This is a genomic window from Mycobacterium sp. IDUB_37 (assembly GCF_055419245.1).
Window position 1 is genome coordinate 39,748 of record NZ_JBVAXG010000007.1, and the last position, 21,629, is coordinate 61,376.

Annotated in this window: 20 protein-coding genes; 9 read left to right on the forward strand and 11 right to left on the reverse strand. The window is 65.7% G+C overall.

Translation table 11 applies throughout. The features are described 5' to 3' along the window. Window positions 1-3 precede the first annotated feature (3 nt). Genes ACZY1I_RS22185 through ACZY1I_RS22205 form a run of 5 tightly spaced genes read right to left on the reverse strand, consistent with a single transcriptional unit; the run spans window position 4 to window position 4,765 of the window. Window positions 4-405, reverse strand: a complete 402-nt coding sequence (locus ACZY1I_RS22185) for a MaoC family dehydratase (protein ID WP_463757242.1) — start codon at window positions 403-405, stop codon at window positions 4-6. Continuing rightward, window positions 402-1,355: a bifunctional MaoC family dehydratase N-terminal/OB-fold nucleic acid binding domain-containing protein gene (locus tag ACZY1I_RS22190; RefSeq protein ID WP_463757245.1), complete on the reverse strand. Its 954-nt coding sequence runs from the start codon at window positions 1,353-1,355 to the stop codon at window positions 402-404. The genes ACZY1I_RS22185 and ACZY1I_RS22190 overlap by 4 nt, the downstream gene beginning before the upstream one ends. After that, entirely contained in the window at window positions 1,352-2,515 is a 1,164-nt protein-coding gene (gene fadE29, locus ACZY1I_RS22195) for an acyl-CoA dehydrogenase FadE29 (protein WP_463757247.1), read from the reverse strand. Before fadE29 ends, ACZY1I_RS22190 begins: the two co-directional genes overlap by 4 nt. Then, a complete protein-coding gene (locus ACZY1I_RS22200) occupies window positions 2,506-3,519 on the reverse strand; it encodes an acyl-CoA dehydrogenase family protein (protein ID WP_463757250.1) in 1,014 nt (337 codons plus the stop codon). The genes fadE29 and ACZY1I_RS22200 overlap by 10 nt, the downstream gene beginning before the upstream one ends. Before the next feature lie 7 nt (window positions 3,520-3,526). Continuing rightward, window positions 3,527-4,765, reverse strand: a complete 1,239-nt coding sequence (locus ACZY1I_RS22205) for a cytochrome P450 (RefSeq protein WP_463757254.1) — start codon at window positions 4,763-4,765, stop codon at window positions 3,527-3,529. 123 nt (window positions 4,766-4,888) lie between these two features. On the opposite strand from ACZY1I_RS22205, the gene ACZY1I_RS22210 reads away from it, so the two are divergent. Genes ACZY1I_RS22210 through ACZY1I_RS22225 form a run of 4 tightly spaced genes read left to right on the forward strand, consistent with a single transcriptional unit; the run spans window position 4,889 to window position 8,204 of the window. After that, on the forward strand, window positions 4,889-6,052 hold the full coding sequence (locus ACZY1I_RS22210) for a steroid 3-ketoacyl-CoA thiolase (RefSeq protein WP_463757257.1): 1,164 nt from the start codon (window positions 4,889-4,891) through the stop codon (window positions 6,050-6,052). A 7-nt stretch (window positions 6,053-6,059) separates the two neighbouring features. After that, a complete protein-coding gene (locus ACZY1I_RS22215) occupies window positions 6,060-6,446 on the forward strand; it encodes a DUF8021 domain-containing protein (RefSeq protein WP_463757260.1) in 387 nt (128 codons plus the stop codon). Between the two features lie 13 nt (window positions 6,447-6,459). Continuing rightward, window positions 6,460-6,915, forward strand: coding sequence for a nitroreductase family deazaflavin-dependent oxidoreductase (locus ACZY1I_RS22220; protein ID WP_463757262.1), 456 nt, complete (start codon window positions 6,460-6,462; stop codon window positions 6,913-6,915). Window positions 6,916-6,965: 50 nt separating this feature from the next. Beyond that, complete coding sequence (locus ACZY1I_RS22225; RefSeq protein ID WP_463757265.1) at window positions 6,966-8,204, forward strand: class I SAM-dependent methyltransferase; 1,239 nt, start codon at window positions 6,966-6,968, stop codon at window positions 8,202-8,204. Window positions 8,205-8,255: 51 nt separating this feature from the next. On the opposite strand, the gene ACZY1I_RS22230 is transcribed toward ACZY1I_RS22225, so the two are convergent. Beyond that, on the reverse strand, window positions 8,256-9,176 hold the full coding sequence (locus ACZY1I_RS22230; RefSeq protein WP_463757268.1) for an SDR family oxidoreductase: 921 nt from the start codon (window positions 9,174-9,176) through the stop codon (window positions 8,256-8,258). A gap of 14 nt (window positions 9,177-9,190) precedes the next feature. Next, window positions 9,191-9,949 (reverse strand): SDR family oxidoreductase, encoded by a 759-nt coding sequence (locus ACZY1I_RS22235; protein WP_463757905.1) that lies wholly within the window; start codon window positions 9,947-9,949, stop codon window positions 9,191-9,193. A gap of 96 nt (window positions 9,950-10,045) precedes the next feature. On the opposite strand from ACZY1I_RS22235, the gene echA20 reads away from it, so the two are divergent. Genes echA20 through ipdC form a run of 4 tightly spaced genes read left to right on the forward strand, consistent with a single transcriptional unit; the run spans window position 10,046 to window position 13,495 of the window. Continuing rightward, a complete protein-coding gene (gene echA20 / locus ACZY1I_RS22240; protein ID WP_463757270.1) occupies window positions 10,046-10,804 on the forward strand; it encodes a (7aS)-7a-methyl-1,5-dioxo-2,3,5,6,7,7a-hexahydro-1H-indene-carboxyl-CoA hydrolase in 759 nt (252 codons plus the stop codon). Beyond that, window positions 10,801-11,682 (forward strand): cholesterol ring-cleaving hydrolase subunit IpdA, encoded by an 882-nt coding sequence (gene ipdA, locus ACZY1I_RS22245; RefSeq protein ID WP_463757272.1) that lies wholly within the window; start codon window positions 10,801-10,803, stop codon window positions 11,680-11,682. Before echA20 ends, ipdA begins: the two co-directional genes overlap by 4 nt. Beyond that, on the forward strand, window positions 11,679-12,431 hold the full coding sequence (ipdB, locus tag ACZY1I_RS22250; protein ID WP_463757274.1) for a cholesterol ring-cleaving hydrolase subunit IpdB: 753 nt from the start codon (window positions 11,679-11,681) through the stop codon (window positions 12,429-12,431). The genes ipdA and ipdB overlap by 4 nt, the downstream gene beginning before the upstream one ends. Further along, window positions 12,428-13,495, forward strand: coding sequence for a (3aS,4S,5R,7aS)-5-hydroxy-7a-methyl-1-oxo-octahydro-1H-indene-4-carboxyl-CoA dehydrogenase (gene ipdC, locus ACZY1I_RS22255; protein ID WP_463757277.1), 1,068 nt, complete (start codon window positions 12,428-12,430; stop codon window positions 13,493-13,495). Before ipdB ends, ipdC begins: the two co-directional genes overlap by 4 nt. A 4-nt stretch (window positions 13,496-13,499) precedes the next feature. Here the strand turns inward: ipdC and ACZY1I_RS22260 are convergent, their stop codons facing one another. Next, window positions 13,500-16,214, reverse strand: coding sequence for a PE family protein (locus tag ACZY1I_RS22260; RefSeq protein ID WP_463757908.1), 2,715 nt, complete (start codon window positions 16,212-16,214; stop codon window positions 13,500-13,502). Between the two features lie 292 nt (window positions 16,215-16,506). On the opposite strand from ACZY1I_RS22260, the gene ACZY1I_RS22265 reads away from it, so the two are divergent. Next, a complete protein-coding gene (locus ACZY1I_RS22265) occupies window positions 16,507-18,534 on the forward strand; it encodes a fatty acid desaturase (RefSeq protein ID WP_463757280.1) in 2,028 nt (675 codons plus the stop codon). A gap of 263 nt (window positions 18,535-18,797) precedes the next feature. On the opposite strand, the gene ACZY1I_RS22270 is transcribed toward ACZY1I_RS22265, so the two are convergent. From ACZY1I_RS22270 to kstR2, 3 genes are all read right to left on the reverse strand, one after another. After that, window positions 18,798-19,658 (reverse strand): endonuclease domain-containing protein, encoded by an 861-nt coding sequence (locus tag ACZY1I_RS22270; protein WP_463757282.1) that lies wholly within the window; start codon window positions 19,656-19,658, stop codon window positions 18,798-18,800. 122 nt (window positions 19,659-19,780) lie between these two features. Further along, window positions 19,781-20,941 (reverse strand): steroid 3-ketoacyl-CoA thiolase FadA6, encoded by a 1,161-nt coding sequence (gene fadA6 / locus ACZY1I_RS22275; protein WP_463757285.1) that lies wholly within the window; start codon window positions 20,939-20,941, stop codon window positions 19,781-19,783. Between the two features lie 2 nt (window positions 20,942-20,943). Next, window positions 20,944-21,546 carry a TetR family transcriptional regulator KstR2 gene (gene kstR2 / locus ACZY1I_RS22280; protein WP_463757289.1) on the reverse strand — a complete coding sequence of 201 codons (603 nt, stop codon included), beginning with the start codon at window positions 21,544-21,546 and terminating at the stop codon, window positions 20,944-20,946. Between the last annotated feature and the right edge of the window lie 83 nt (window positions 21,547-21,629).

A 21,629-nucleotide genomic window follows, 5' to 3' on the forward strand; every position in this document is an offset into this window, starting at 1 on the left:
CATCTAAACGTCTCCTATCGTCAACGTGACATTCGCGATGACGTGGTCACCAAGGCTGTTGCGGCCGAACACCTTCAACGTGATCAGACCATCCTCCACCGCGGTCACCTCGCCAGAGAAAGTCACCGTGTCGTAGGCGTACCACGGCACACCCAGCCGTAGCCCGATCGACTTGATGAACGCCGTCGGTCCGGCCCAGTCAGTGACGTAGCGCTGCACCAGTCCGGTGTCAGTAAGAATGTTGACGAAGATGTCCTTGGACCCTTTGGCCTGGGCCAGGTCTCGGTCGTGATGTACATCCTGAAAGTCCCTGGTAGCCAGAGCCGTTGAGATGATGAATGTCGGGGTGCCCTCCAGCTTGAGCTCGGGCAGCACAGTTCCCACTTCGACAACGGGTGCGCTCATGCCTCCGGCTCCCATGCGTAAAGGCTCCATTCCGGGCCGGAGTCTCCGGCAGGAAAGTCGATATACGTTGCGCGAACCGGTGTTCCGATCTTGACCTCGGCATGGTCGACGCCCCGAAGCTCGCCGAGCATGCGTACGCCTTCCTCCAGTTCCACCAGTGCGATGACGAACGGCAGCGTGCGGCCAGGCACCTTCGGTGCGTGATGCACTACAAAGCTGAACACCGTGCCGCGCCCGCTCGACACCACGTAGTCGGTGGGCTCGGCCTTGTCCTGCCACACCGCGGGCACCGGCGGATGCACCAGGCTCCCGTCCGAACGGCGCTGGATCCGCAACTCGTGCGCCTTGACGCCTTCCCAGAAGAACGCCGTGTCCCGCGACACTGCAGGACGCATCAAGGCATCCGCGTCCAGGTCGTCCGGCACGGACGAAGCGGCCGGACCGTCCGAACGTGGTTTGAATTTCAATATGCGCCAAGCCATCTCGGCAACGTCTTCATCGCCGACCCGCCAGGTGATGTGCTGGTTGATGAACCAGCCCTCACCGAGTCCGGTCTGCTTGGGGCCGACCACATCGCGCATCTCGGAGGCGATGGTGACCTGCTCGCCGGGACGTAGATACCGATGGTAGGTCTGCTCGCAATTGGTCGCGACGACCCCGATATATCCGGCGTCATCGAACAGTTTCATGATCGGGCCCATGGGGTCGTCGGTCGGGCGATCACCGCCCTGACCGAACATGGTCCACACCTGAATCATGGCCGGTGGGGCCACAATTCCCGGATGCCCCGCAGCACGCGCCGCGGCATCGTCGGTATAGATCGGGTTGCGGTCGCCCAGCGCCTCTACCCAGTTGTTGACGATCGGCTGGTTCACCGGATCCCGGGCGTCACGCGGTGCGGCGACGACCGTCGCGACGATGTCCGCGATGGCCTCTTGAATATCGGTCATCGAGGAACCCTCGGCACCTTCAGTCCGGCGGCGGCGATCATCTCGCGCATGACTTCGTTGACACCCCCACCGAACGTGATGACCAGGTTGCGCTTGGTCTGCGAATCCAGCCACTCCAGCAGTTCCGCGGTGGCCGGTTCGGCTGGGTTGCCGTACTTGCCGACGATCTCCTCGGCCAGCCTGCCGATGTACTGAATCTTCTCGGTACCAAACACTTTCGTCGATGCTGCGTCAGCCACGTTGATCTCTTCACCGGCCGCGGCGACCTGCCAGTTCAGCAGTTCGTTGATCCGCCACATCGAGTAGATCTCACCGAGTGCCCGCTTGACGTCGTCGTGGTCGATGGGCGTGACCCCGTCGCCGCCGGGTTTGGCCGCCCAGTCGTGCAGCCGGTCGTAGATGCCTGCGGTGCGCCCGGCCGGACCGAGCATCACCCGCTCGTTGTTGAGCTGGGTGGTGATCAGCCGCCACCCGGCGTTCTCCTCGCCGACCAGCATGTCGGCCGGCACCCGCACGTCGTTGTAGTAGGTGGCGTTGGTGTGGTGGGCACCGTCAGACAGGATGATCGGCGTCCACGAGTAGCCGGGATCCTTGGTGTCTGCGATCAGGATCGAAATACCCTTGTGCTTAACCGCTTCCGGGTCGGTGCGGCAGGCCAGCCAAATGTAGTCGGCATCGTGTGCGCCGGTGGTGAAGATCTTCTGGCCGTTGACGATGTACTCGTCGCCCTGACGAACCGCCGTGGTGCGCAGGGACGCCAGGTCGGTGCCCGCCTCCGGTTCGGTGTAGCCGATCGCGAAGTGCACCTCCCCGGCCAGGATCGCGGGCAGGAACTTCTTCTTCTGCTCGTCGGTACCGAACTGCTGCAGAACCGGACCGACCGTCTGCAACGTCACCGCCGGCAGCGGCACGTCGGCGCGGTGCGCCTCGTTGACGAAGATCGACTGCTCGATCGGCCCAAAGCCCAAGCCGCCGAACTCTTTCGGCCAACCGACACCGAGCTTGCCGTCCTTGCCCATCCGGCGGATGACCGCGCGGTAGGCCTCGTTGTGACGGTCGGACTCCATCGCTTTCGCCTCGTCGGACGAAATCAGATTCGTAAAGTACTCCCGCAACTCGGCCTGCAACGCACGTTGCTCTGGAGTCAGGTCTATGAACATGAAGCTCCCACCAGGTCCAATCGGTGCGATGACCCACCCAGCAGTCGGGCCAGGTCCTTGATCGTGGAGTAGTACCGGTGCATCGGATAGGTGATATCCATGCCCATGCCGCCGTGCAGGTGATGGCAGATCTGCATCACCGGCGGCGCCTGCGACGCCAGCCAATACCCGAGAACATCCAAGTCAGCAGCCGCGTCCAGGCCCTCGGCCAGCTTCCACAGCACCGCCCGCGAGGCCAAATCTATTGTGCGCGAAGCGATATAGACCTCGGCCAACTGCGCCGCCACAGTCTGGAACGTCGACAACGGCTTGCCGAACTGCTTGCGGCCGGCCACGTAATCGGCCGTCAACCGCAGCGCCCCGGCCACCAAACCGTCGGCGTAGGCGCCAACCATGGCCAGCACCAACTGATTTACCCGAGCCGCGTGAGCACCGGACAGCACATCCGAGTCCGCTACGGCGACATCGGAGAACGTGACGGTGTATTCGTCGGCGCCGTTGGACGCACGCGTGCGAACCACCTGGACACCATCGGCCTTTGGCGACACCACCACCACCGCACTGTCCGCCGTCACCAGAATCCAGTCCGCCGATTCCGCGTACCCGACACCGACTTTCACGCCCGACAGCCGACCGCCGGCAAAACCAACCGAAGGCCGGTCCGGCAGTGCGCGTCCCGGCTCGTTGAGCGCGGCCGTCAACACACCGCCACCAGGAACGCCGGCCAGATAACGGTCCTGCTGCTCCTCGGAGGCCAAGTCGAGCAACGGCACCAAACCGAATCCGAGGGTCACCAAGGCCGGCGTCACAACTCCGTGCCGGCCGATCTCGGTCAGGACGGTGGCCACCTCGGTCAAACCGACGCCGTCACCGCCGAGGCGCTCGGGCACCGGCAGTGCCGTCACTCCGCCCTGAACAAGTGCTTCCCACGAGAGGTCGCGGTCCAGCACCGATGTGACGACGTCGGCGACCGCTTCTTGCTCTGCGCTGAGATCAAAGTCCATCAGTGGTTCACCGGGCTCCGGTGTAGTCGACCTGCCAGTGCTTGATGCCGTTCAGCCAACCGGAGCGCAGCCGCTCGGGTTCCGACAGCGGTTTCAGGTCAGGCATGTGATCGGCGATGGCGTTGAAGATCAGGTTGATCGTCATCCGCGCCAGGTTTGCGCCGATGCAGTAGTGGGCGCCGGTGCCGCCGAAGCCAACATGCGGGTTGGGGTCGCGCAAGATATTGAACGTGTGCGGATCTTCGAAGACGGTTTCATCGAAATTGGCTGAGCGGTAGGACATCACCAGCCGCTGGCCCTTCTTGATCTGGACGCCGCTGAGCTCGAGGTCCTCGTTCGCAGTCCGCTGGAAAGCCGAGACCGGTGTCGCCCATCGGACGATCTCATCGGCGGCGGTGGACGGTCGTTCCTTCTTGTAGAGCTCCCACTGATCCGGGTTGCTCGCGAACGCGATCATTCCGTGCGTGATGGAGTTACGGGTGGTCTCGTTGCCCGCCACCGCCAGCATGATCACGAAGAACCCGAACTCGTCATCGGACAGCTTCTCCCCGTCGAAGTCGGCCTGGATCAGCGCGGTGACGATGTCCTCGGTCGGGTTCTCGTTGCGTTCGGCGGCCATCCCCATCGCGTACATGATCAGCTCCATCGAGGACTGCGCCGGATCGACGTCGGCGAACTCCGGGTCCTCGCCACCGGTCATCTCGTTGGACCAGCGGAACAGTTTGTCGCGATCGTCCTGCGGCACGCCCAGCAAGCCGGCGATGGCCTGCAACGGCAGCTCGCAGGACACCTGTTCGACGAAGTCGCCGCCGCCCGCGGAGGCAGCTTCCCGGGCGATGTTCTGTGCGCGCTGCGCGAGTTCGGCCTCCAGTCGGCCGACCGCACGCGGGGTGAATCCGCGGGAGATGATCTTGCGCAGCCGGGTGTGGTGCGGAGCGTCCATGTTGAGCATGACGTTGCGCTGCAGCTCGACCATGTCGCGCTTCATCTCTTTGGGCCACGTCGGGATGGCGCCGTTCTGCCAGCTGGAGAAGACGTCGCTGCGGCGCGAGACTTCCTTGACGTCGGCATGCTTGGTCAGCAGCCAATAGCCGTTGTCCTCGAATCCACCGCAGCCGTCGGGTACATCGACCCAGTGGATCGGTTCGGACTCGCGGAGCTCGGCGAGTTCCGCCACCGGGAGTCCCGCCAGGTTGACGTCGGGGTCGAGGAAGTCGAAGTCGGCCGAAATGCTTGGGGGTGCCATTAGGGTGCTCTCTCCTAAATTGCAACGTGTTCTAGTCTCAGTAAAACATGCCTCCACCGCAGACGAAAGGCAGTGCGGAGTCCTCGCTTGTCATAGTAATGAAACGTGTTCTAGCCTGGCTGCATGGGTAACCCGGTAATCGTTGAAGCCACCCGCAGCCCCATCGGCAAGCGAAACGGATGGCTGTCTGGACTGCACGCCACAGAGCTACTTGGGGCGACTCAAAAGGCGCTGGTCGAGAAGGCGGGCATCGACGCGGGCGACGTCGAACAGATCGTCGGCGGCTGCGTGACTCAGTTCGGCGAGCAGTCCAACAACATCACCCGGGTGGCCTGGCTCGTCGCCGGACTGCCGGAACACGTCGGCGCGATGACGGTGGATTGCCAGTGCGGCAGCGGCCAGCAGGCCAATGGACTGGTGGCCGGCCTGATCGCAGCGGGCGCTATCGACGTCGGCATCGCGTGCGGCATCGAGGCCATGAGCCGGGTGGGCCTCGGCGCCAACGCCGGTCCGGACCGCGGCATTCTGCGGCCCGCGTCCTGGGACATCGATCTGCCCGATCAGTTCACCGCGGCCGAGCGCATCGCCAAGCGCCGCGGCATCACCCGCGACGAAATCGACGAATTCGGCTACGGGTCCCAAGCCAAGGCCAAGCAGGCGTGGGCCGAGGGCCGCTTCGACCGCGAAGTCTCACCGATCGAGGCTCCCGCTCTCGACGAGAACAAGCAACCGACCGCCGACCGCGTCACTATCAGCCGCGACCAGGGCCTCCGCGACACCTCGCTGTCGGGGCTGAGCACGCTGAAGCCGGTACTCGAGGGTGGAATCCACACGGCGGGCACGTCGTCCCAGATCTCCGACGGCGCAGCGGCGGTGCTGTGGATGGACGAGGACAAGGCCAAGGCACTCGGGCTACGGCCGCGAGCCCGGATCATCAGCCAGGCTCTCGTCGGCGCCGAGCCCTACTACCACCTGGACGGCCCGGTGCAGTCGACGGCGAAGGTGCTCGAGAAGGCCGGCATGAAGATGGGTGACATCGACATCGTCGAGATCAACGAGGCATTCGCCTCCGTGGTGTTGTCCTGGGCGCGGGTCCACGAGCCGGACATGGACCGGGTCAACGTCAACGGCGGCGCCATCGCCCTGGGGCACCCCGTGGGAAGCACCGGCAGCAGGCTGATCACCACCGCGCTGCACGAACTCGAGCGCACCGACCAGAGCACCGCGCTGATCACCATGTGCGCGGGTGGCGCCCTGTCGACCGGCACGATCATCGAACGCATCTAATCGGTCCGTGCAGGTCTCAGAAGAAAAGCGCATCGCGGCGGCGCAGAGCTACATCGACGCCCTGGTAAGCCATGACGCCGACGCGGTTCCGTTCGCCGCCGGTTGCACCCGCATCGAACTCGGGATCAAGAATGGTTTCTCCGGAAATCACTTGCGGCGCGGCCTCAATCGCGGGTTGCAGTACCGGGTCATCTCCGACGCGACGCCGCCGGCCTACCGGATCGACGGCGACGAAGTGCACGCCAAGTACGACGTGCTGACCAAAGCCGCGTTCGCCGGTCGCCGAATCGCGGGCCGGATCGACGAGACCTTCCTGATCCCGGCCGCGAGCCCCAGCGGCAAGGCAGAGATCCAACACATCAGGGTCCGGTTCACGCCGTTCATCCAACGCTGACGAGGATGTCTTCATGCCCAAAGAACCACCCCGGTATCTGAATTCGCCGTTCTCCGACCGTCTGATCAAGTGGATGTCACGGCTGAACACCTGGATGTACCGCCGCAACGGCGGTGACGGTCTCGGGGGCACGTTCCAGAAGATCCCCGTCGCCCTGTTGACCACTACCGGACGCAAGACCGGCGAGCCCCGGGTCAGTCCGCTGTACTTTCTGCGCGACGGCGACCGGGTGGTCGTGGCGGCGTCCCGTGGCGGCTCCGCCAAGAACCCGATGTGGTACCTCAACCTTAAGGCAAATCCCAAGGTCCAGGTGCAGATCAAGAAGGAAGCACTGGACCTGACCGCACGTGATGCCACCGACGCAGAGCGCGCGCAGTACTGGCCCCAACTGGTCGACATGTACCCGACCTACGACGACTATCAGGCTTGGACGGACCGCACTATCCCAATCGTTCTCTGCGACCCCTAACATGTCAGGGCAGTGCGCACCCCTGTCCCCGCTTAAGGAGTCACAGCTGAATGAGTAATCAGCTCAATGACGTCGTTTCCAACCAGTACGAAAAGTGGACGTACCCCGACCCGATCTACGACATCGAGGAATGGCTTGTCGACGGTTGGCAGTGGTATGACCCGATTCACTCGTTCGGCATCTTCTGGCCGGACCGCGAATACAAGCCTGACATGGACATTCTCATCGCCGGCTGTGGCAGCAATCAGGCCGCGATCATCGCCTACAACAACCGCGGGGCGCGGGTGGTGGGGATCGACGTCAGCCAACGGTCGCTGGATCACGAGCAGTACCTCAAGGAGAAGCACGGTCTGACGAACCTGGAATTGCACCGGCTTCCGATCGAAGAGGTGTCAACGCTCGGGCGGGACTTCGACCTGATCATGTCGACAGGCGTGCTGCACCACCTGGCCGATCCTTCGGTTGGCATGAAAGCACTCTCCGAACGACTGCGCCCGGACGGCGTCGTGGCACTGATGCTTTACGCACGCTACGGCCGCACCGGCGTCGAGATGGTGCAGTCGGTGTTTCGGGACCTCGGTTTGCGCCAGGACGACGACGGCATCCGGATCGTCAAAGAAGTGATCGGGATGCTGGATGCGAAGCACCCCTTCCTGGTCTACCGGGACGCGGCGCCGGACCTGTACTACGACGCAGGTCTGGTGGACACGACCTTGCACGGCCGGGACCGCAGCTTCACCACCGACGACTGCATGGAACTGCTCAACTCGGCCGGACTCGTGTTCCAGCGGTGGTTCCACAACGCGCCCTACTACCCGCACGACATCAACAACTTGTCGGCCCCGGCGACAGAGTTCTACGAGGTCATGTCCGCGTTGCCGGAACTGAAGATGTGGTCGGTGATAGAGCGGTTGCGGACGGCGAATTCGTGCCACTTCTTCATCGGATGTCATCCCGACCGGCCGAAAGCCAGCTATGCCATTGACTTCTCGTCACCCGAAGCCTTCGACTACGTGCCTCGGATGCGACTGAGCTGCAGGCTCAACGGTGCAGAGATTCACCGGCCGCATTGGGACATGACGCTCAACGCCGCCGAGTTGCCGTACGCCCAGCACATCAACGGGCAGCGCACGATTCGCGAAATCGCGGCCGCGGTGGCCGGGGACGAGACTGACCCCTTCAAGCTCGAACTCTATGCAAAGTTCGGGCGCGCACTGTTCAAGTCGCTGTGGCGCCTCGACTTCATTGAGATGAGCCTCGAAGCGGTCACCCCGGCTGAGTCGGGTTAGGAGCGATCGCAAGCGCGGCGGAGCCGGGCGCAGCGGGTCGCGACCATCGAACTAGCCTCCCGCTCCATACACCGGCACCGGCGTGCGCGATTTGGCCAGTAGGTCGTTGACGACGGGCCCCAACTCGGCGGGTTCCCATCGTGCGCCGTTGTCGATCTGCGGTCCGTGCGCCCAGCCCTCGGCGACCCGGATCAGCCCGGCTTCCACCTCGAACACCTTGCCGGTGACATCGCGGGATTCGACGCTGGCCAACCACACGACCAGCGGCGACACGTTCTCCGGCGCCATCGCGTCGAAGCCGCCGTCCTCGGGCGCGGCCATGGTCTCGGCGAACACCGCCTCGGTCATTCTCGTCCGCGCCGCCGGCGCGATGGCATTGACCGTGATTCCGTAGCGGCCCAGTTCGGCGGCGCCGACCAGAGTCAGCGCAGCGATACCTGCCTTGGCCGCCGAGTAGTTGCCCTGCCCGACGCTGCCCTGCAGACCGGCACCCGAGCTGGTGTTGATGATCCGCGCGTTGAGCGTGTCCGGACCGACGACACCGGACTTGATCTGGCGGCGCCAGTAGCCCGCGGCGTGCCGCAGCGTCGCGAAGTGCCCCTTGAGATGGACGCGGATTACGGCGTCCCATTCACTTTCGCTGGTATTGGCCAACATTCGGTCGCGGATGAAGCCGGCGTTGTTCACCAGAACATCCAGGCCACCGAAGGTCTCGACCGCGGTGTCGACGAGGTTCTGCGCACCCGTCCAGTCGGCGATGTCGTCGCCGTTTGCGACCGCTTCCCCACCGGCCGCGGTGATCTCGTCCACCACCTGCTGTGCCGGACTCTCGCCGGCCGTTCCGTCCAGGCCCACACCGATGTCGTTGACCACCACGCGCGCACCCTCGGCGGCAAAAGCCAAGGCGTGCGCACGTCCGATGCCGCGACCCGCTCCGGTGACGATGACCACCCGGCCGTCAACCACACCCATACTGTCTGTCTCCTCTACTTGACCGCACTCGCATTGGTGGTGGCCAGATAATGCGGCGGTTCGCCGCCACCATGTATCTCTAACGTTGCACCGCTGATGTAAGACGCCGCGTCCGAAGCCAAAAAAGCTGCGGCCCAACCGATGTCTTCGGGCTTAGCCAGTCGGCCGAGCGGCACGTTCTTGGAGATCGCAGCTATCGACTCGGCATCGCCATAGAACAGGTCGGCCTGCTCGGTCTCGACCATGCCGACCACGCACGCGTTCACCCGAACCTTCGGACCCCATTCGACCGCCAAGGTCTGGGTGAGGCTTTCCAGACCGGCCTTCGCCGCCCCATACGCCGCGGTGCCCGGACTTGGTCGGCGACCACTCAGACTGCCGACATTGATGATCGACCCGCCGCCGGGCTGGCTCTGCATCTTGTCGTTAGCGAACTGCGAAACGATCAGTCCACCAATCAGATTGAGCTCGATGATCTTGCGGTTGAACTTGGGACTGGACTCCGACGTCAGGACGTACGGCGAACCGCCCGCGTTGTTCACCGCGATATCAATGCCGCCGTGTCGCTCGACGATGGTGTCGATCAGTGCCTTAACTGCTTCCTCGTCGCGGACATCGCAGGAGTGGAACTCGTGCGGAAACCCTTCGACTGCACGCCTGGCGCATGCGATCACGGTTGCGCCCTGTGCGGCGAAAACCGCACTGATACCGGCACCTACGCCGCGCACGCCGCCCGTCACCAGCACCACTCGCCCGGCCAATCCAAAGTTGATCGCGCCGCCATTCAGGGGTGCTGATCGAGGGTGAACCACTGTGCTAGCGTACCAAGCAAGTGCTTGCTTAGGTAACAGACCCCGGCAGGAAGTGCCATGACGATCACCACAGCCACCGTTGAACCAGGGATAGTCGCGGTCACTGTCGACTACCCGCCCGTCAACGCCATCCCGTCGCGCGGATGGTTCGAACTCGCCGACGCCATTACGGCCGCGGGCGCCGACCTCGACACCAAAGTCGTGATCCTGCGCGCCGAAGGCCGCGGATTCAACGCCGGCGTCGACATCAAAGAGATGCAAAAGACCGAAGGGTTCACCGCGCTCATCGACGCCAATCGCGGTTGCTATGCCGCGTTCCGCGCGGTGTACGAATGCGCGGTGCCGGTCATCGCCGCGGTGAACGGTTTCTGCGTCGGCGGCGGCATCGGCCTGGTCGGCAACGCCGACGTCATCGTCGCCTCCGACAACGCCACCTTCGGATTGCCGGAGGTCGAACGCGGCGCGCTCGGCGCGGCCACCCACCTGTCCCGCCTGGTGCCGCAGCACATGATGCGCCGGCTGTTCTTCACCGCCGCCACCGTGGACGCCGCCACCCTGCACCATTTCGGTTCGGTGCACGAGGTGGTGCCCCGCGACGATCTCGATGAAGCCGCATTGCGGGTAGCGCGCGATATCGCCGCGAAGGACACCCGGGTCATCCGGGCCGCCAAGGAAGCGCTCAACCTCATCGACGTGCAAAAGGTTCACTCGAGTTATCGCATGGAGCAAGGCTTTACCTTCGAGCTGAACCTCGCCGGCGTCGCCGACGAGCACCGCGACGCATTCGCGGGCACGGCAAAAGGCACAAAGGAATGAGCGACAAGCGCACCACCCTCGACGACGCCGTCGCGCACGTTCGTAGCGGGATGACCATCGGCATCGCAGGCTGGGGATCCCGGCGCAAACCGATGGCGTTCGTGCGCGCGCTGCTGCGCACCGACGTCACCGACCTGACCGTCGTCACCTATGGCGGACCGGACCTGGGCCTGCTGTGCTCAGCCGGCAAAGTGAAACGCGTCTACTACGGCTTCGTCTCGCTTGACTCGCCGCCGTTCTACGATCCCTGGTTCGCCAAGGCCCGCACCGCGGGCGCCATCGAGGCCCGCGAGATGGACGAAGGCATGCTGCGCTGTGGCCTGCAGGCGGCCGCCCAGCGACTGCCATTCCTGCCCATCCGCGCCGGTCTCGGTAGCTCGGTACTGGACTTCTGGGACGGTGAGCTGCAGACCGTCACGTCACCGTATCCAACCGACGGCGGGTACGAGAAGCTGCTGGCCATGCCGGCACTGCGGCTGGACGCGGCCTTCGCCCACCTGAATCTCGGTGACACTCAAGGCAATGCGGCCTACACCGGCATCGACCCCTATTTCGACGATCTGTTCTTGATGGCCGCCGAGAAGCGTTTTCTGTCGGTGGAACGCGTTGTGTCCACCGAGGAGCTGGTGAAATCGGTTCCGCCCCAGGCACTGCTGATCAACCGGATGATGGTCGACGGCGTAGTAGAAGCGCCTGGCGGGGCCCACTTCACCACCGCCGCACCGGATTACGGACGTGACGAGAAGTTCCAGCGACACTATGCCGAGGCCGCGGCCACCGAAGAGAGCTGGCAACAGTTCGTCGCGACCTATCTGTCGGGTAGCGAAGACGACTACCAAGCGGCGGTGCGCAAGTTCGGCGAGGAGGCATCTTCATGACCGGGGAAGCGACCAGAGCTGAGATCTGCGCAGTCGCCTGCGCCGAATTGTTCAGGGACGCGGGCGAAATCATGATCAGCCCGATGACCAACATGGTGGCGGTCGGGGCACGCTTGGCTCGGCTGACCTTTTCGCCGGACATCCTGTTGACCGACGGCGAGGCACGACTGCTCGCGGACACTCCCGCGATGGGTAAGACGGGAGCGATCGAGGGCTGGATGCCGTTCGGCCGGGTCTTCGAGACGCTGGCCTGGGGCCGGCGCCACGTCGTGATGGGCGCCAATCAGGTTGACCGCTACGGCAATCAGAACATCTCCGCCTTCGGGCCGCTGCAGAAGCCGACCCGGCAGATGTTCGGCCTGCGCGGCTCACCAGGCAACACGATCAACCATGCGACCAGCTACTGGGTGGGCAACCACTCCAAGCGGGTGTTCACCGAAACCGTCGACATCGTCTCCGGCATCGGCTACGACAAGGTCGATGCGGACAATCCCGCGTTCCGATTCGTCAACGTGTACCGGGTGGTTTCCAACCTCGGCGTCTTCGACTTCGGCGGGCCGGATGGCACCATGCGTGCGCTGAGCCTGCATCCCGGAGTCGCCCCTGAAGATGTCCGCGAAGCCACCTCGTTCGAGGTGGGTGCGGTTGACGAGGCAGGCGAGTCGCGACTGCCGACCGATGACGAACTGCGATTGATCCGCGAGGTCATCGACCCGAAAGCGCTGCGCGACAGAGAGATCCGCCAGTGAGGATCAAGACCCCGCTGACCGAGCTGATCGGCATCGAGCATCCGGTGGTGCAGACCGGCATGGGCTGGGTGGCCGGCGCCCGCCTGGTGTCGGCTACGGCCAACGCCGGCGGCCTCGGCATCCTCGCGTCGGCGACCATGACCTTGGACGAGTTGGCGACGGCGATCAAGAAGGTCAAGGCCGCGACCGACAAGCCGTTCGGGGTCAACATGCGCGCCGACGCCGGCGACGCCGGCGATCGCGTCGAGTTGCTCATCCGCGAGGGCGTGAAGGTGGCATCGTTCGCGCTGGCGCCCAAGCAGGAACTGATCGCCCGCCTCAAAGAGGCTGGCGCGGTGGTTATTCCGTCGATCGGCGCGGCCAAGCACGCGCGCAAGGTCGCCGGGTGGGGCGCCGATGCGATGATCGTGCAAGGCGGCGAAGGCGGCGGCCACACCGGACCGGTCGCAACCACGCTGCTGCTGCCATCGGTTTTGGACGCCGTTCAGGGAACCAACATTCCGGTGATCGCGGCCGGTGGTTTCTTCGACGGGCGCGGGCTCGCGGCGGCGTTGTCCTACGGCGCTGCCGGTGTCGCCATGGGCACCCGGTTCCTGCTCACCTCGGATTCCACCGTGCCCGACGCGGTCAAGCAGCGGTATCTGGAGTCGGCCCTGGACGGCACCGTGGTGACCACCAGGGTCGACGGCATGCCGCACCGGGTGCTGCGGACCGGGTTGGTCGAGAAGCTGGAAAGCGGCTCGAAGGCAAGGGGTTTCACTGCCGCGGTGGGCAACGCCGCGAAGTTCAAGAAGATGTCGCGGATGAGCTGGCGCTCCATGATCACCGACGGTCTGGCCATGCGGCACGGCAAGGAACTGACCTGGTCTCAGGTGGTGATGGCGGCCAACACCCCGATGCTGCTCAAAGCCGGGTTGGTCGAAGGCAACACCGACGCCGGAGTGCTGGCCTCGGGCCAGGTCGCCGGAATTCTCGACGACCTGCCGACGTGCGAGGAGCTGATCGAGTCGATCGTGAGTGACGCGATCGAGCATCTGAAGGCGGCGTCCGCGCTAGTGGAGTAGCTGACTAAGGCGTTCCGTTGACGCCCTTGGCGCCGGGGGATCCCCCGGGTCCGCCGGCACCACCCGGACCGCCGGAACCGCCATGGGCGGCGGCCATTCCGAAGGCTCCGAAGGCGTCACCGCCGTTTCCGCCGCCGCCACCGTTGATTGAGGGTCCCGCGCTGTTACCGCCGGTGCCGCCGTCGCCGCCTTTGGCCGTAGCCGCCGGGGCGACTTGAACGTCGGCAACACCGCCGGCCCCACCGTTTCCGCCGGTGCTGCCCTGCCCGCCGGCCCCGCCGGTGCCGCCGGTGGCGGTAGCCGACGAAGCGCTGTCGACGATGAACGCGCCGCCGCCCGCCCCGCCGACCCCGCCGCCCCCGGCAGTGCCGATGCCACCCGCGCCGCCGGCCCCACCGACGGCATTTCCGGTTCCGTCGTAATTGGCGCCGCCACCAGCACCGCCGGTACCGCCGCCGGAGGCCCCGTCGCCGCCGGCCCCTCCGCTGCCGCCGGTAAGGGTGCCAATCCCGGTGGACTGCGTATAGCCGCCGGCGCCGCCGTTTCCGCCCTTTCCGGTAGCGCTGATACCGCCCGCGCCGCCGGTCCCCCCGACGGCGTCAACGGCATGGGCGCTGTTGAAGATGTAGACCTCACCGCCGTTCCCCCCCTGCCCGCCGTCGCCGCTGTTGCCGGCACCGCCAATGCCGCCGGTGCCGGGGGCTACTGTCCCCGTTCCGTCGGTCGACGCAAAGCCGCCGCCACCACCGTTTCCGCCGGTGATGCCGTCCCCGCCGGCCCCGCCCTGTCCGGCGGTTGCGGTAGCAGCGCTGTTACCAATCTTCGCGAAGCCGCCGTGGCCGCCCGCCCCGCCGGTGCCGGTGGTGCCGCCACTGGTGCCGGGCGCACCGGCCCCGCCAGTGGCGAATCCGCTTCCATAATTGAAACCAGAGCCACCGTCACCACCGGCTCCGCCGCCGGCATCGCCGGTGCCGCCTAGCGCGCCGGCGGCACCGGTGGCGTTTCCGGATCCGTAATTGACGGCCGAGCCGCCGGCGCCACCGTTTCCGCCGGTCCCACTGATGCTGTTACCTCCGACGCCGCCGGCCCCGCCGATGGTGTCGACCGTGGCAGCACCGTTGTGGCTCGACGCCCCCCCACCGGCTCCGCCGTTACCGCCATTGCCGGCGGTGCCGGCGCCGCCCTCCCCGCCGTTGCCGGCGGTGAGGCTCCCAGTCCCGTTCGAGTATCCAACGCCGCCGGCGCCGCCAGTACCACCAGTGGCGCCCGACCCGCCGGCCCCTCCGGAGCCTCCGGCGGCGCTGCCTGTCGAAGCACTGTTGGTCAATGCACCCTCGCCACCGTCACCGCCGGCGCCGCCCGCGCCAAAGGTAGCGATCCCGCCAGCTCCGCCCGCCCCGCCAGTGGCAGCTCCGGCTCCGTCGGATAGCGCATCACCGCCGTGACCTCCGTGACCGCCGCCGGACGCGCCGTTGCCCCCGGCCCCGCCGCTGCCGCCGGTAACGTTTCCGGGCCCGTAGGTTTGCGCCAATCCGCCCGCGCCCCCGTTACCACCCTGTCCGGTGGTACCGATGCCTCCCGTTCCACCGGCCCCGCCGACAAGATTTCCGGCTCCGGTCCAGACCACAGGGCCGCCCTCGCCGCCGTCGCCGCCGTCGCCGCCGGTGCTGCCCGTCCCGCCCATGCCGCCAGTGCCGCCGATGCCCGCAGCGCCACCACTGGCCCCCGTACCGCCGCTACCCCCAAGTCCGGCTGACCCGCCCGCGCCGCCGTGGCCGCCCGCGCCGGTAGTGGCAGCGCCTGCGCCGCCCATACCGCCCGCGCCACCGTCGCCCCCGGAACCGCCGTTGCCGGCGGCGCCGTGGACACCGGCAGTGCCACCGAACCCACTTGGGGCACCCCCTATCCCTCCCTCGCCGCCGTTACCGCCGTTCGCGCCCGAACCGCCGGGGGCGCCGGAGTGGCCGGCACCCAGGGCTTCAAAGGAGTCCCCGGCCGCCCCCGCACCCCCGGCGCCCCCGGCACCGCCGGCACCGCCGACCCCACCGGCTCCGCCGGCACCACCATTGCCCGACAAGATCCCGCCGTGACCGCCCGCCCCACCGTTACCACCCGGCCCGCCGGCAATCCCAGCGCCGCCGATGCCAGCAGTCGCGCCGGCCGCGCCGGCCGTACCAGCCACACCGGTGCCACCGGCTCCCCCGGCGCCACCGCTGCCGAACAGCCCGGCGTCCCCGCCTCTGCCGCCGTTCTGCCCGGCTGCTCCGGACCCGCCGTTACCGCCGTTGCCCCACAGCAACCCGCCACCTCCCCCGGCTTGTCCGGTGCCCGGCGTCCCGTTGGTGCCGTTGCCGATCAGCGGGCGACCTAACACGGCCTGCGTTGGCGCGTTGATTACCGCCATCACGCCGTCCGCGAGTGTCTGCAGCGGTGTGGCGTTTGCCGCCTCCGCCAGGGCATAAGCGCCCGCTGACCCGCTCAACGTCCGAACGAACTGGGCCTGGTAGGCCGACGCCTGAGCGCTCAGCATTTGGTACTGCTGGCCGTGACTGGAAAACAGCGCCGCTATCGCGATCGACACCTCATCCCCGGCTGCTGCCAGCACCGCCGTGGTCCCGGCCTTCGCGGTCGCGTTGACTGCGCTGAGCGCCGATTCGATGCCGGCCAGATCCGATGCGGCTGCGGTCATTACCTCCGGCGCGACGATCACCGGCAGCATGTCCCCGCCCGATCGATCGTCCCAATACATCCAATGTTGTTGGCGTGCTTATATTTCGGCGAGGCCATGGTGTCGCTCCATACTGAGTTGAGCAGGTGTTGCGCAGCTGAGTCTGGCAGCGGGAGACGTGACGGGACTGAGTAGACGACTACTCGAATCGGCGGCCCCAGCCGGGCCTGACGCCCTGCGCTGACCTCATCGAATCGATCACGAGTGACGCGATAGCACATTTACAAAACACTTCTAAATTGGCCATATAGTCTCGCGTGTCAAATAGGCTATTTTTGCACCTATGTCGACTCTCGACGCAGTAGACCACGCGACTCACGAGGCCCCCGCGCACCACGCGCTGCCCGACCCTGGCGAAGCGGTGCCCAAGCTCGCGCTGCCCACTATCGCGGTCTTTCTCACAGCCCTCACGGCATTCGTCGTGTCGACGATCGGCTACGCCAACGGATGGCTGCCCGCAGGGGTGACCATCGCCGTCAATGCCACGGTGACGTTCGTGATGTTCACCGTCGTGCACGACGCGTCGCACTACTCGATCAGTTCCACCCGCTGGGTGAATGGGCTGATGGGGCGGCTGGCCTGGTGCTTCGTCGGGCCGGTGGTCGCCTTCCCGTCGTTCGCCTTCATCCACATTCAGCATCACCGGCACTCCAATGACGACGATGAGGATCCGGACACCTTTGCCTCGCACGGGAAGTGGTGGCAGTTTCCGTGGCGCTGGGCGATGGTGGAGTACTTCTACCTGAAGTTCTACCTACCGCGCGCTCGCAGCCGTCCGGTCGGCGAGGTCTCCGAGACGCTCGTGATGCTGACTTTGAGCCTCACCGGCCTGGCGATCGCGATCGCCACTGGAAACTTCTGGACTCTGGCCGTCGTCTTCCTCATCCCGCAACGCATCGGCCTGACCATCCTCGCGTGGTGGTTCGACTGGCTTCCCCATCACGGCCTGGAGGACACCCAGCGTTCCAACCGGTATCGCGCGACCCGCAATCGGGTTGGCGCGGAGTGGTTGTTCACTCCGGTGTTGTTGTCGCAGAACTACCACTTGGTGCATCACCTGCACCCGTCCGTGCCGTTCTACCGGTATCTGCGGACCTGGCACCGCAACGAGGAGGCTTACCTCGAGCGCAACGCCGCGATCAACACAGTCTTTGGGCAGCAACTGAATCCGGACGAGTTCCGGGAATGGAAAGAGCTCAACGGCAGGCTTACCAAGCTGCTGCCGGTGCGGATGCCGGCCAGGTCGAGCTCGCCGCATGCGGTGCTGCACCGCATCCCGGTGGCCTCGGTGGACCCCATCACCTCCGACAGCACGCTGGTGACCTTCGCCGTTCCCGAGGCGTTGCAGGACGCATTCCGCTTCGAGCCCGGCCAGCACGTGACGGTGAAGACCGATCTGGGCGGCGAAGGAGTGCGTCGCAACTACTCGATCTGCGCTGCGGCCACCCGAGCCCAGCTGCGTATTGCCGTCAAACACATTGAGGGTGGCGCATTTTCGACGTTCGTCGCCAACGATCTCAAGGCCGGCGACGTGCTGGAGCTGATGACCCCGACCGGACGGTTCGGGACAGAACTGCATCCGCTCAACCGGAAGCACTATGTGGGACTGGTGGCCGGCAGCGGCATCACCCCGGTGCTGTCGATCCTGGCAACCACGCTGGAGATCGAGACCGAAAGCCGGTTCACGCTGATCTACGGCAACCGCAGCAAGGAGTCGACGATGTTCCGGGCGGAGCTCGATCGCCTCGAGACGCGCTACGCCGACCGACTCGAGATCCTGCACGTGCTGACGGGCGAGTCGCTGCACACCCCGAATCTGCGTGGGCGGATCGACAAGGACAAGCTCGACAGGTGGTTCACCGGCACGCTGCGGCCGCAGAATGTGGACGAATGGTTCATCTGTGGCCCGCTACAGCTGACCACCACGGTGCGCGAGGCGCTTCTCGAACACGGCGCCGACTCCGAACACATCCACCTCGAACTCTTCCACGGTTTCGATAAGGACTCCGGCGGGGCGGCCGAGAATGCGTACGCGGGCGCGACCGTGACGTACACGCTGTCCGGTACGCAGTGGACACACGATCTGACCCCCGGCGACTCGATCCTCGAGGGTGCGCTGCAGGTGCGCAGTGACGCGCCTTACGCATGCATGGGCGGAGCGTGCGGCACCTGCCGCGCCAAAGTCGTCGACGGCAAGGTGGAGATGGACCACAACTTTGCCCTCGGCCAAGCGGAGCTGGACGCGGGCTACATCCTGACCTGCCAGTCGCATCCGCTGACGCCATTCGTGTCGGTGGATTACGACGCGTAGCTCCTTGCGCCGAGCGTGAATCCAGCTACGCAACACGCCGATTCGGCGTCGTAGGGCTCACCCTCGACGGTCGGTTCCGCCCTGAGCCAACCACGGCCCGCACCAGATCCCCGGTGCGGGCCGCTTGGCTGTCGGTACACCCTCCGACCTGGTTACGATAACCCAAATCATAGTTTTCGGCCACCCGAACTTTCTCAGACCGTCGACCGTGAACCTGACGACGCGACCCGCCGATCCGGCGTCGCAGAGTTCACTCTCGGTGGTCACGGACGCCACCCTGACGCTCGCATCGCCGCGACGACGCGCGCGATGAACGTGGCCTCCCGGTATCGCAGCAGTTCACTGCTGACCCTGATAATCGTCCACCCCAGATCGAGCAGGGCGGTGTACCGGTCGATGTCCCGGTCGCGTTGACGAGGATCTGTCCAGTGCTGTGGTCCGTCGTATTCGATGCCGACGCGTAGTTCCTCGTAACCCATGTCGATGCGGGCGACGAAATCCCCGTATTCGTCACAGACCCTGATCTGCGTCTGCGGTTTGGGCAGGCCGGCATCGAGCAACGCCAATCGGGTTCGCGTCTCCTGCGGGGATTCCGCGCCCCCATCGACCAGAGGCAGCACCCGACGCAGCCTCACCAAGCCGCGCATCCCGGGATGTCGGGCGATGACGGCCTCGACGTCGGCGACCTTGACGTCGGTCGCATTCATTAGCGCGTCGAGTCGCTGAACGGCGTGCAGGCGGGTGGTAGTCCACCGACCGATATCGAAGGCCGTGCGCCCCGACGTGGTCAGCGCAATGCCGCCCATGCTCAGCACTTCATCGGACGCCAACGTGTCGGAATGAATAGTTATGCGCGCCGGGGACTTTCGGTTGTCGTGCACCAATTCCGCATCCAGTGACGGGCTGACCCACTTCGCTCCCAGGAGAGACGCTGCCGAGTTGCCCGCGACAACGCCGCGCCGCCGCGACCATAGCCACGCCGCCTGCGCCCGCTGACTCGCGGACAGCTCTACACCGAATGGACCGTAAACGCCGGGGTAGACGGGTTCATACAGTAGGCGCATCACCCGCTCGGGAATTGCCTTTGCGGACAGGGCTTCAGCGCCAAGAAACGGCCAGTCCATGCGCGCATGGTGCCACCGGACCATCGCAGGCCGCCGTCACCCATTCACAGCCTGGCCGAGCGTGAATACTACGACGCGACTCGCCGCCGAAGCGTCGCGCGATTCACGTTCGGGAGCAGCAGTTAAAGCCGCTCGATGATCGTCACGTTCGCGGTGCCGCCGCCCTCACACATGGTCTGCAGTCCGTAACGACCGCCGGTGCGCTCCAACGTATTGAGCATCGTGGTGAACAGCTTGGCGCCGGTGGCGCCCAGCGGATGCCCGAGCGCGATGGCGCCGCCACTGGGGTTGACCTTTTCCGGGTCGGCCTTGATCTCCTTGAGCCAGGCGAGAACCACCGGCGCGAATGCCTCGTTGATCTCGACGGTGTCGATGTCGTCGATGGACAGCCCCGTCTTCTCCAACGCGTAACGAGTCGCGGGGATCGGCCCGGTCAGCATGAACACCGGGTCGGCGGCACGAGCGCTGATGTGATGGATGCGGGCACGCGGTGTGAGTCCGTGATCCTTGACGGCCTGCTCGGACGCCAACAGCACCGCACTCGCTCCGTCCGAGATCTGACTGGCCATCGCCGCAGTCAGCCGGCCACCCTCGACCAACGTCTTCAGGCCGGCCATCTTCTCCAGCGACGACTCGCGCGGACCTTCGTCGACCCGGAACGAGCCGGTTTCCGTTTCGACAGTGAGGATTTCGTTGTCGAAGTTGCCGCCGCGGATCGCCGCGAAGGCACGCTCGTGACTCGTCAGCGAGTAGCGCTCCATCTCTTCGCGCGAGAGATTCCACTTCTCGGCGATCAACTCCGAACCGCGGAACTGAGAGATCTCCTGGTCGCCGTACCGATGCAGCCACTGCTTGGACTCGTTGGTCGGTGAGGTGAAGCCGAACTGCTCGCCGACGATCATCGCCGACGAGATCGGGATCTGGCTCATGTTCTGAACGCCACCCGCGACGATGAGGTCCGCGGTGCCAGACATGACCGCTTGCGCGCCGAAGGAAATCGCCTGCTGGCTGGAGCCGCACTGCCGGTCGACGGTGACACCCGGCACCTCTTCGGGGTAGCCGGCGGCCAGCCACGACAGCCGAGCGATGTTGCCTGCCTGTGCGCCGATGGCGTCGACACAACCCGCGATCACGTCGTCAACCGCTGCCGGGTCGACGTCGATCCGGTCGAGCAGGCCGCGCCACCCCAGTGCACCGAGGTCGACGGGATGAATTCCGGCCAGGGCGCCACCGCGCTTGCCAACCGCGGTACGCACAGCGTCGATGACGTACGCCTCCGGCATTTTCATGCTCCTTCTTTTGCGATCCCGCCGAGAACAATGGCGAGGTATTTCTGACCCACTTGCTGCGCGGTCAGCGGTCCGCCGGGTTGGTACCAGCGCACCGACACCCAGGTGGTGTCCCGGATGAAGCGATACACCAAGTCGACGTCCAGATCCGGCCGGAAGTAGCCCTCCGCGATGCCCTGATTGAGGACGTCGACCCACATCCCCCGCTGCTGCTTGTTGCGCTCTTCGAGGTAGGCGAACCGGGGCTGCGACGAGAGTCGTTGCGCCTCGTCCTGATAGATGACCACTTGCGCGTGGCGGTGCTCGATGGCCTCGAAGGATGCCATGAACAGTCCCTTGAGCCGCTCCAGCGGGTTGGGTTCGTTGTCGACGATCTCGCGGTAGCGGGTAAACAACCAATCCAGGAATCCGCGCAGCAGATCGTCGACCATCTCCTCTTTGGACGCGAAGTGATGGTAGAGACTGCCAGACAGGATGCCGGCGCCGTCGGCGATGTCACGCACGGTGGTGGCCCGCAGACCGCGCTCGGCGAACATCACCGCGGCGAGTTCAAGCAACTCGTCACGGCGGCTGTTCGTCTGGCCGGCCACTCGCTCCATCCGGTCAGCGTATCAACCAAGCGCTTGCTCGGCGAACCTAGCTGAGTACTTGCTCGGCGAAACCTAGCTGAGTGGTAGCCGCA

Excerpts from the sequence above, each read along its gene's own strand:
- kstR2 (WP_463757289.1), bottom strand. The coding sequence starts at position 21,546 with ATGGAGCGAGTGGCCGGCCAGACGAACAGCCGCCGTGACGAGTTGCTT.
- ACZY1I_RS22200 (WP_463757250.1), bottom strand. The coding sequence starts at position 3,519 with ATGGACTTTGATCTCAGCGCAGAGCAAGAAGCGGTCGCCGACGTCGTC.
- ACZY1I_RS22205 (WP_463757254.1), bottom strand. The coding sequence starts at position 4,765 with ATGGCACCCCCAAGCATTTCGGCCGACTTCGACTTCCTCGACCCCGAC.
- ACZY1I_RS22260 (WP_463757908.1), bottom strand. The coding sequence starts at position 16,214 with ATGCTGCCGGTGATCGTCGCGCCGGAGGTAATGACCGCAGCCGCATCG.
- ACZY1I_RS22270 (WP_463757282.1), bottom strand. The coding sequence starts at position 19,658 with ATGGACTGGCCGTTTCTTGGCGCTGAAGCCCTGTCCGCAAAGGCAATT.
- fadA6 (WP_463757285.1), bottom strand. The coding sequence starts at position 20,941 with ATGCCGGAGGCGTACGTCATCGACGCTGTGCGTACCGCGGTTGGCAAG.
- ipdA (WP_463757272.1), top strand. The coding sequence starts at position 10,801 with ATGAGCGACAAGCGCACCACCCTCGACGACGCCGTCGCGCACGTTCGT.
- ACZY1I_RS22190 (WP_463757245.1), bottom strand. The coding sequence starts at position 1,355 with ATGACCGATATTCAAGAGGCCATCGCGGACATCGTCGCGACGGTCGTC.
- ACZY1I_RS22230 (WP_463757268.1), bottom strand. The coding sequence starts at position 9,176 with ATGGGTGTGGTTGACGGCCGGGTGGTCATCGTCACCGGAGCGGGTCGC.
- echA20 (WP_463757270.1), top strand. The coding sequence starts at position 10,046 with ATGACGATCACCACAGCCACCGTTGAACCAGGGATAGTCGCGGTCACT.
- ACZY1I_RS22225 (WP_463757265.1), top strand. The coding sequence starts at position 6,966 with ATGAGTAATCAGCTCAATGACGTCGTTTCCAACCAGTACGAAAAGTGG.
- ACZY1I_RS22265 (WP_463757280.1), top strand. The coding sequence starts at position 16,507 with ATGTCGACTCTCGACGCAGTAGACCACGCGACTCACGAGGCCCCCGCG.
- ipdB (WP_463757274.1), top strand. The coding sequence starts at position 11,679 with ATGACCGGGGAAGCGACCAGAGCTGAGATCTGCGCAGTCGCCTGCGCC.
- ACZY1I_RS22220 (WP_463757262.1), top strand. The coding sequence starts at position 6,460 with ATGCCCAAAGAACCACCCCGGTATCTGAATTCGCCGTTCTCCGACCGT.
- ACZY1I_RS22210 (WP_463757257.1), top strand. The coding sequence starts at position 4,889 with ATGGGTAACCCGGTAATCGTTGAAGCCACCCGCAGCCCCATCGGCAAG.
- ACZY1I_RS22185 (WP_463757242.1), bottom strand. The coding sequence starts at position 405 with ATGAGCGCACCCGTTGTCGAAGTGGGAACTGTGCTGCCCGAGCTCAAG.
- fadE29 (WP_463757247.1), bottom strand. The coding sequence starts at position 2,515 with ATGTTCATAGACCTGACTCCAGAGCAACGTGCGTTGCAGGCCGAGTTG.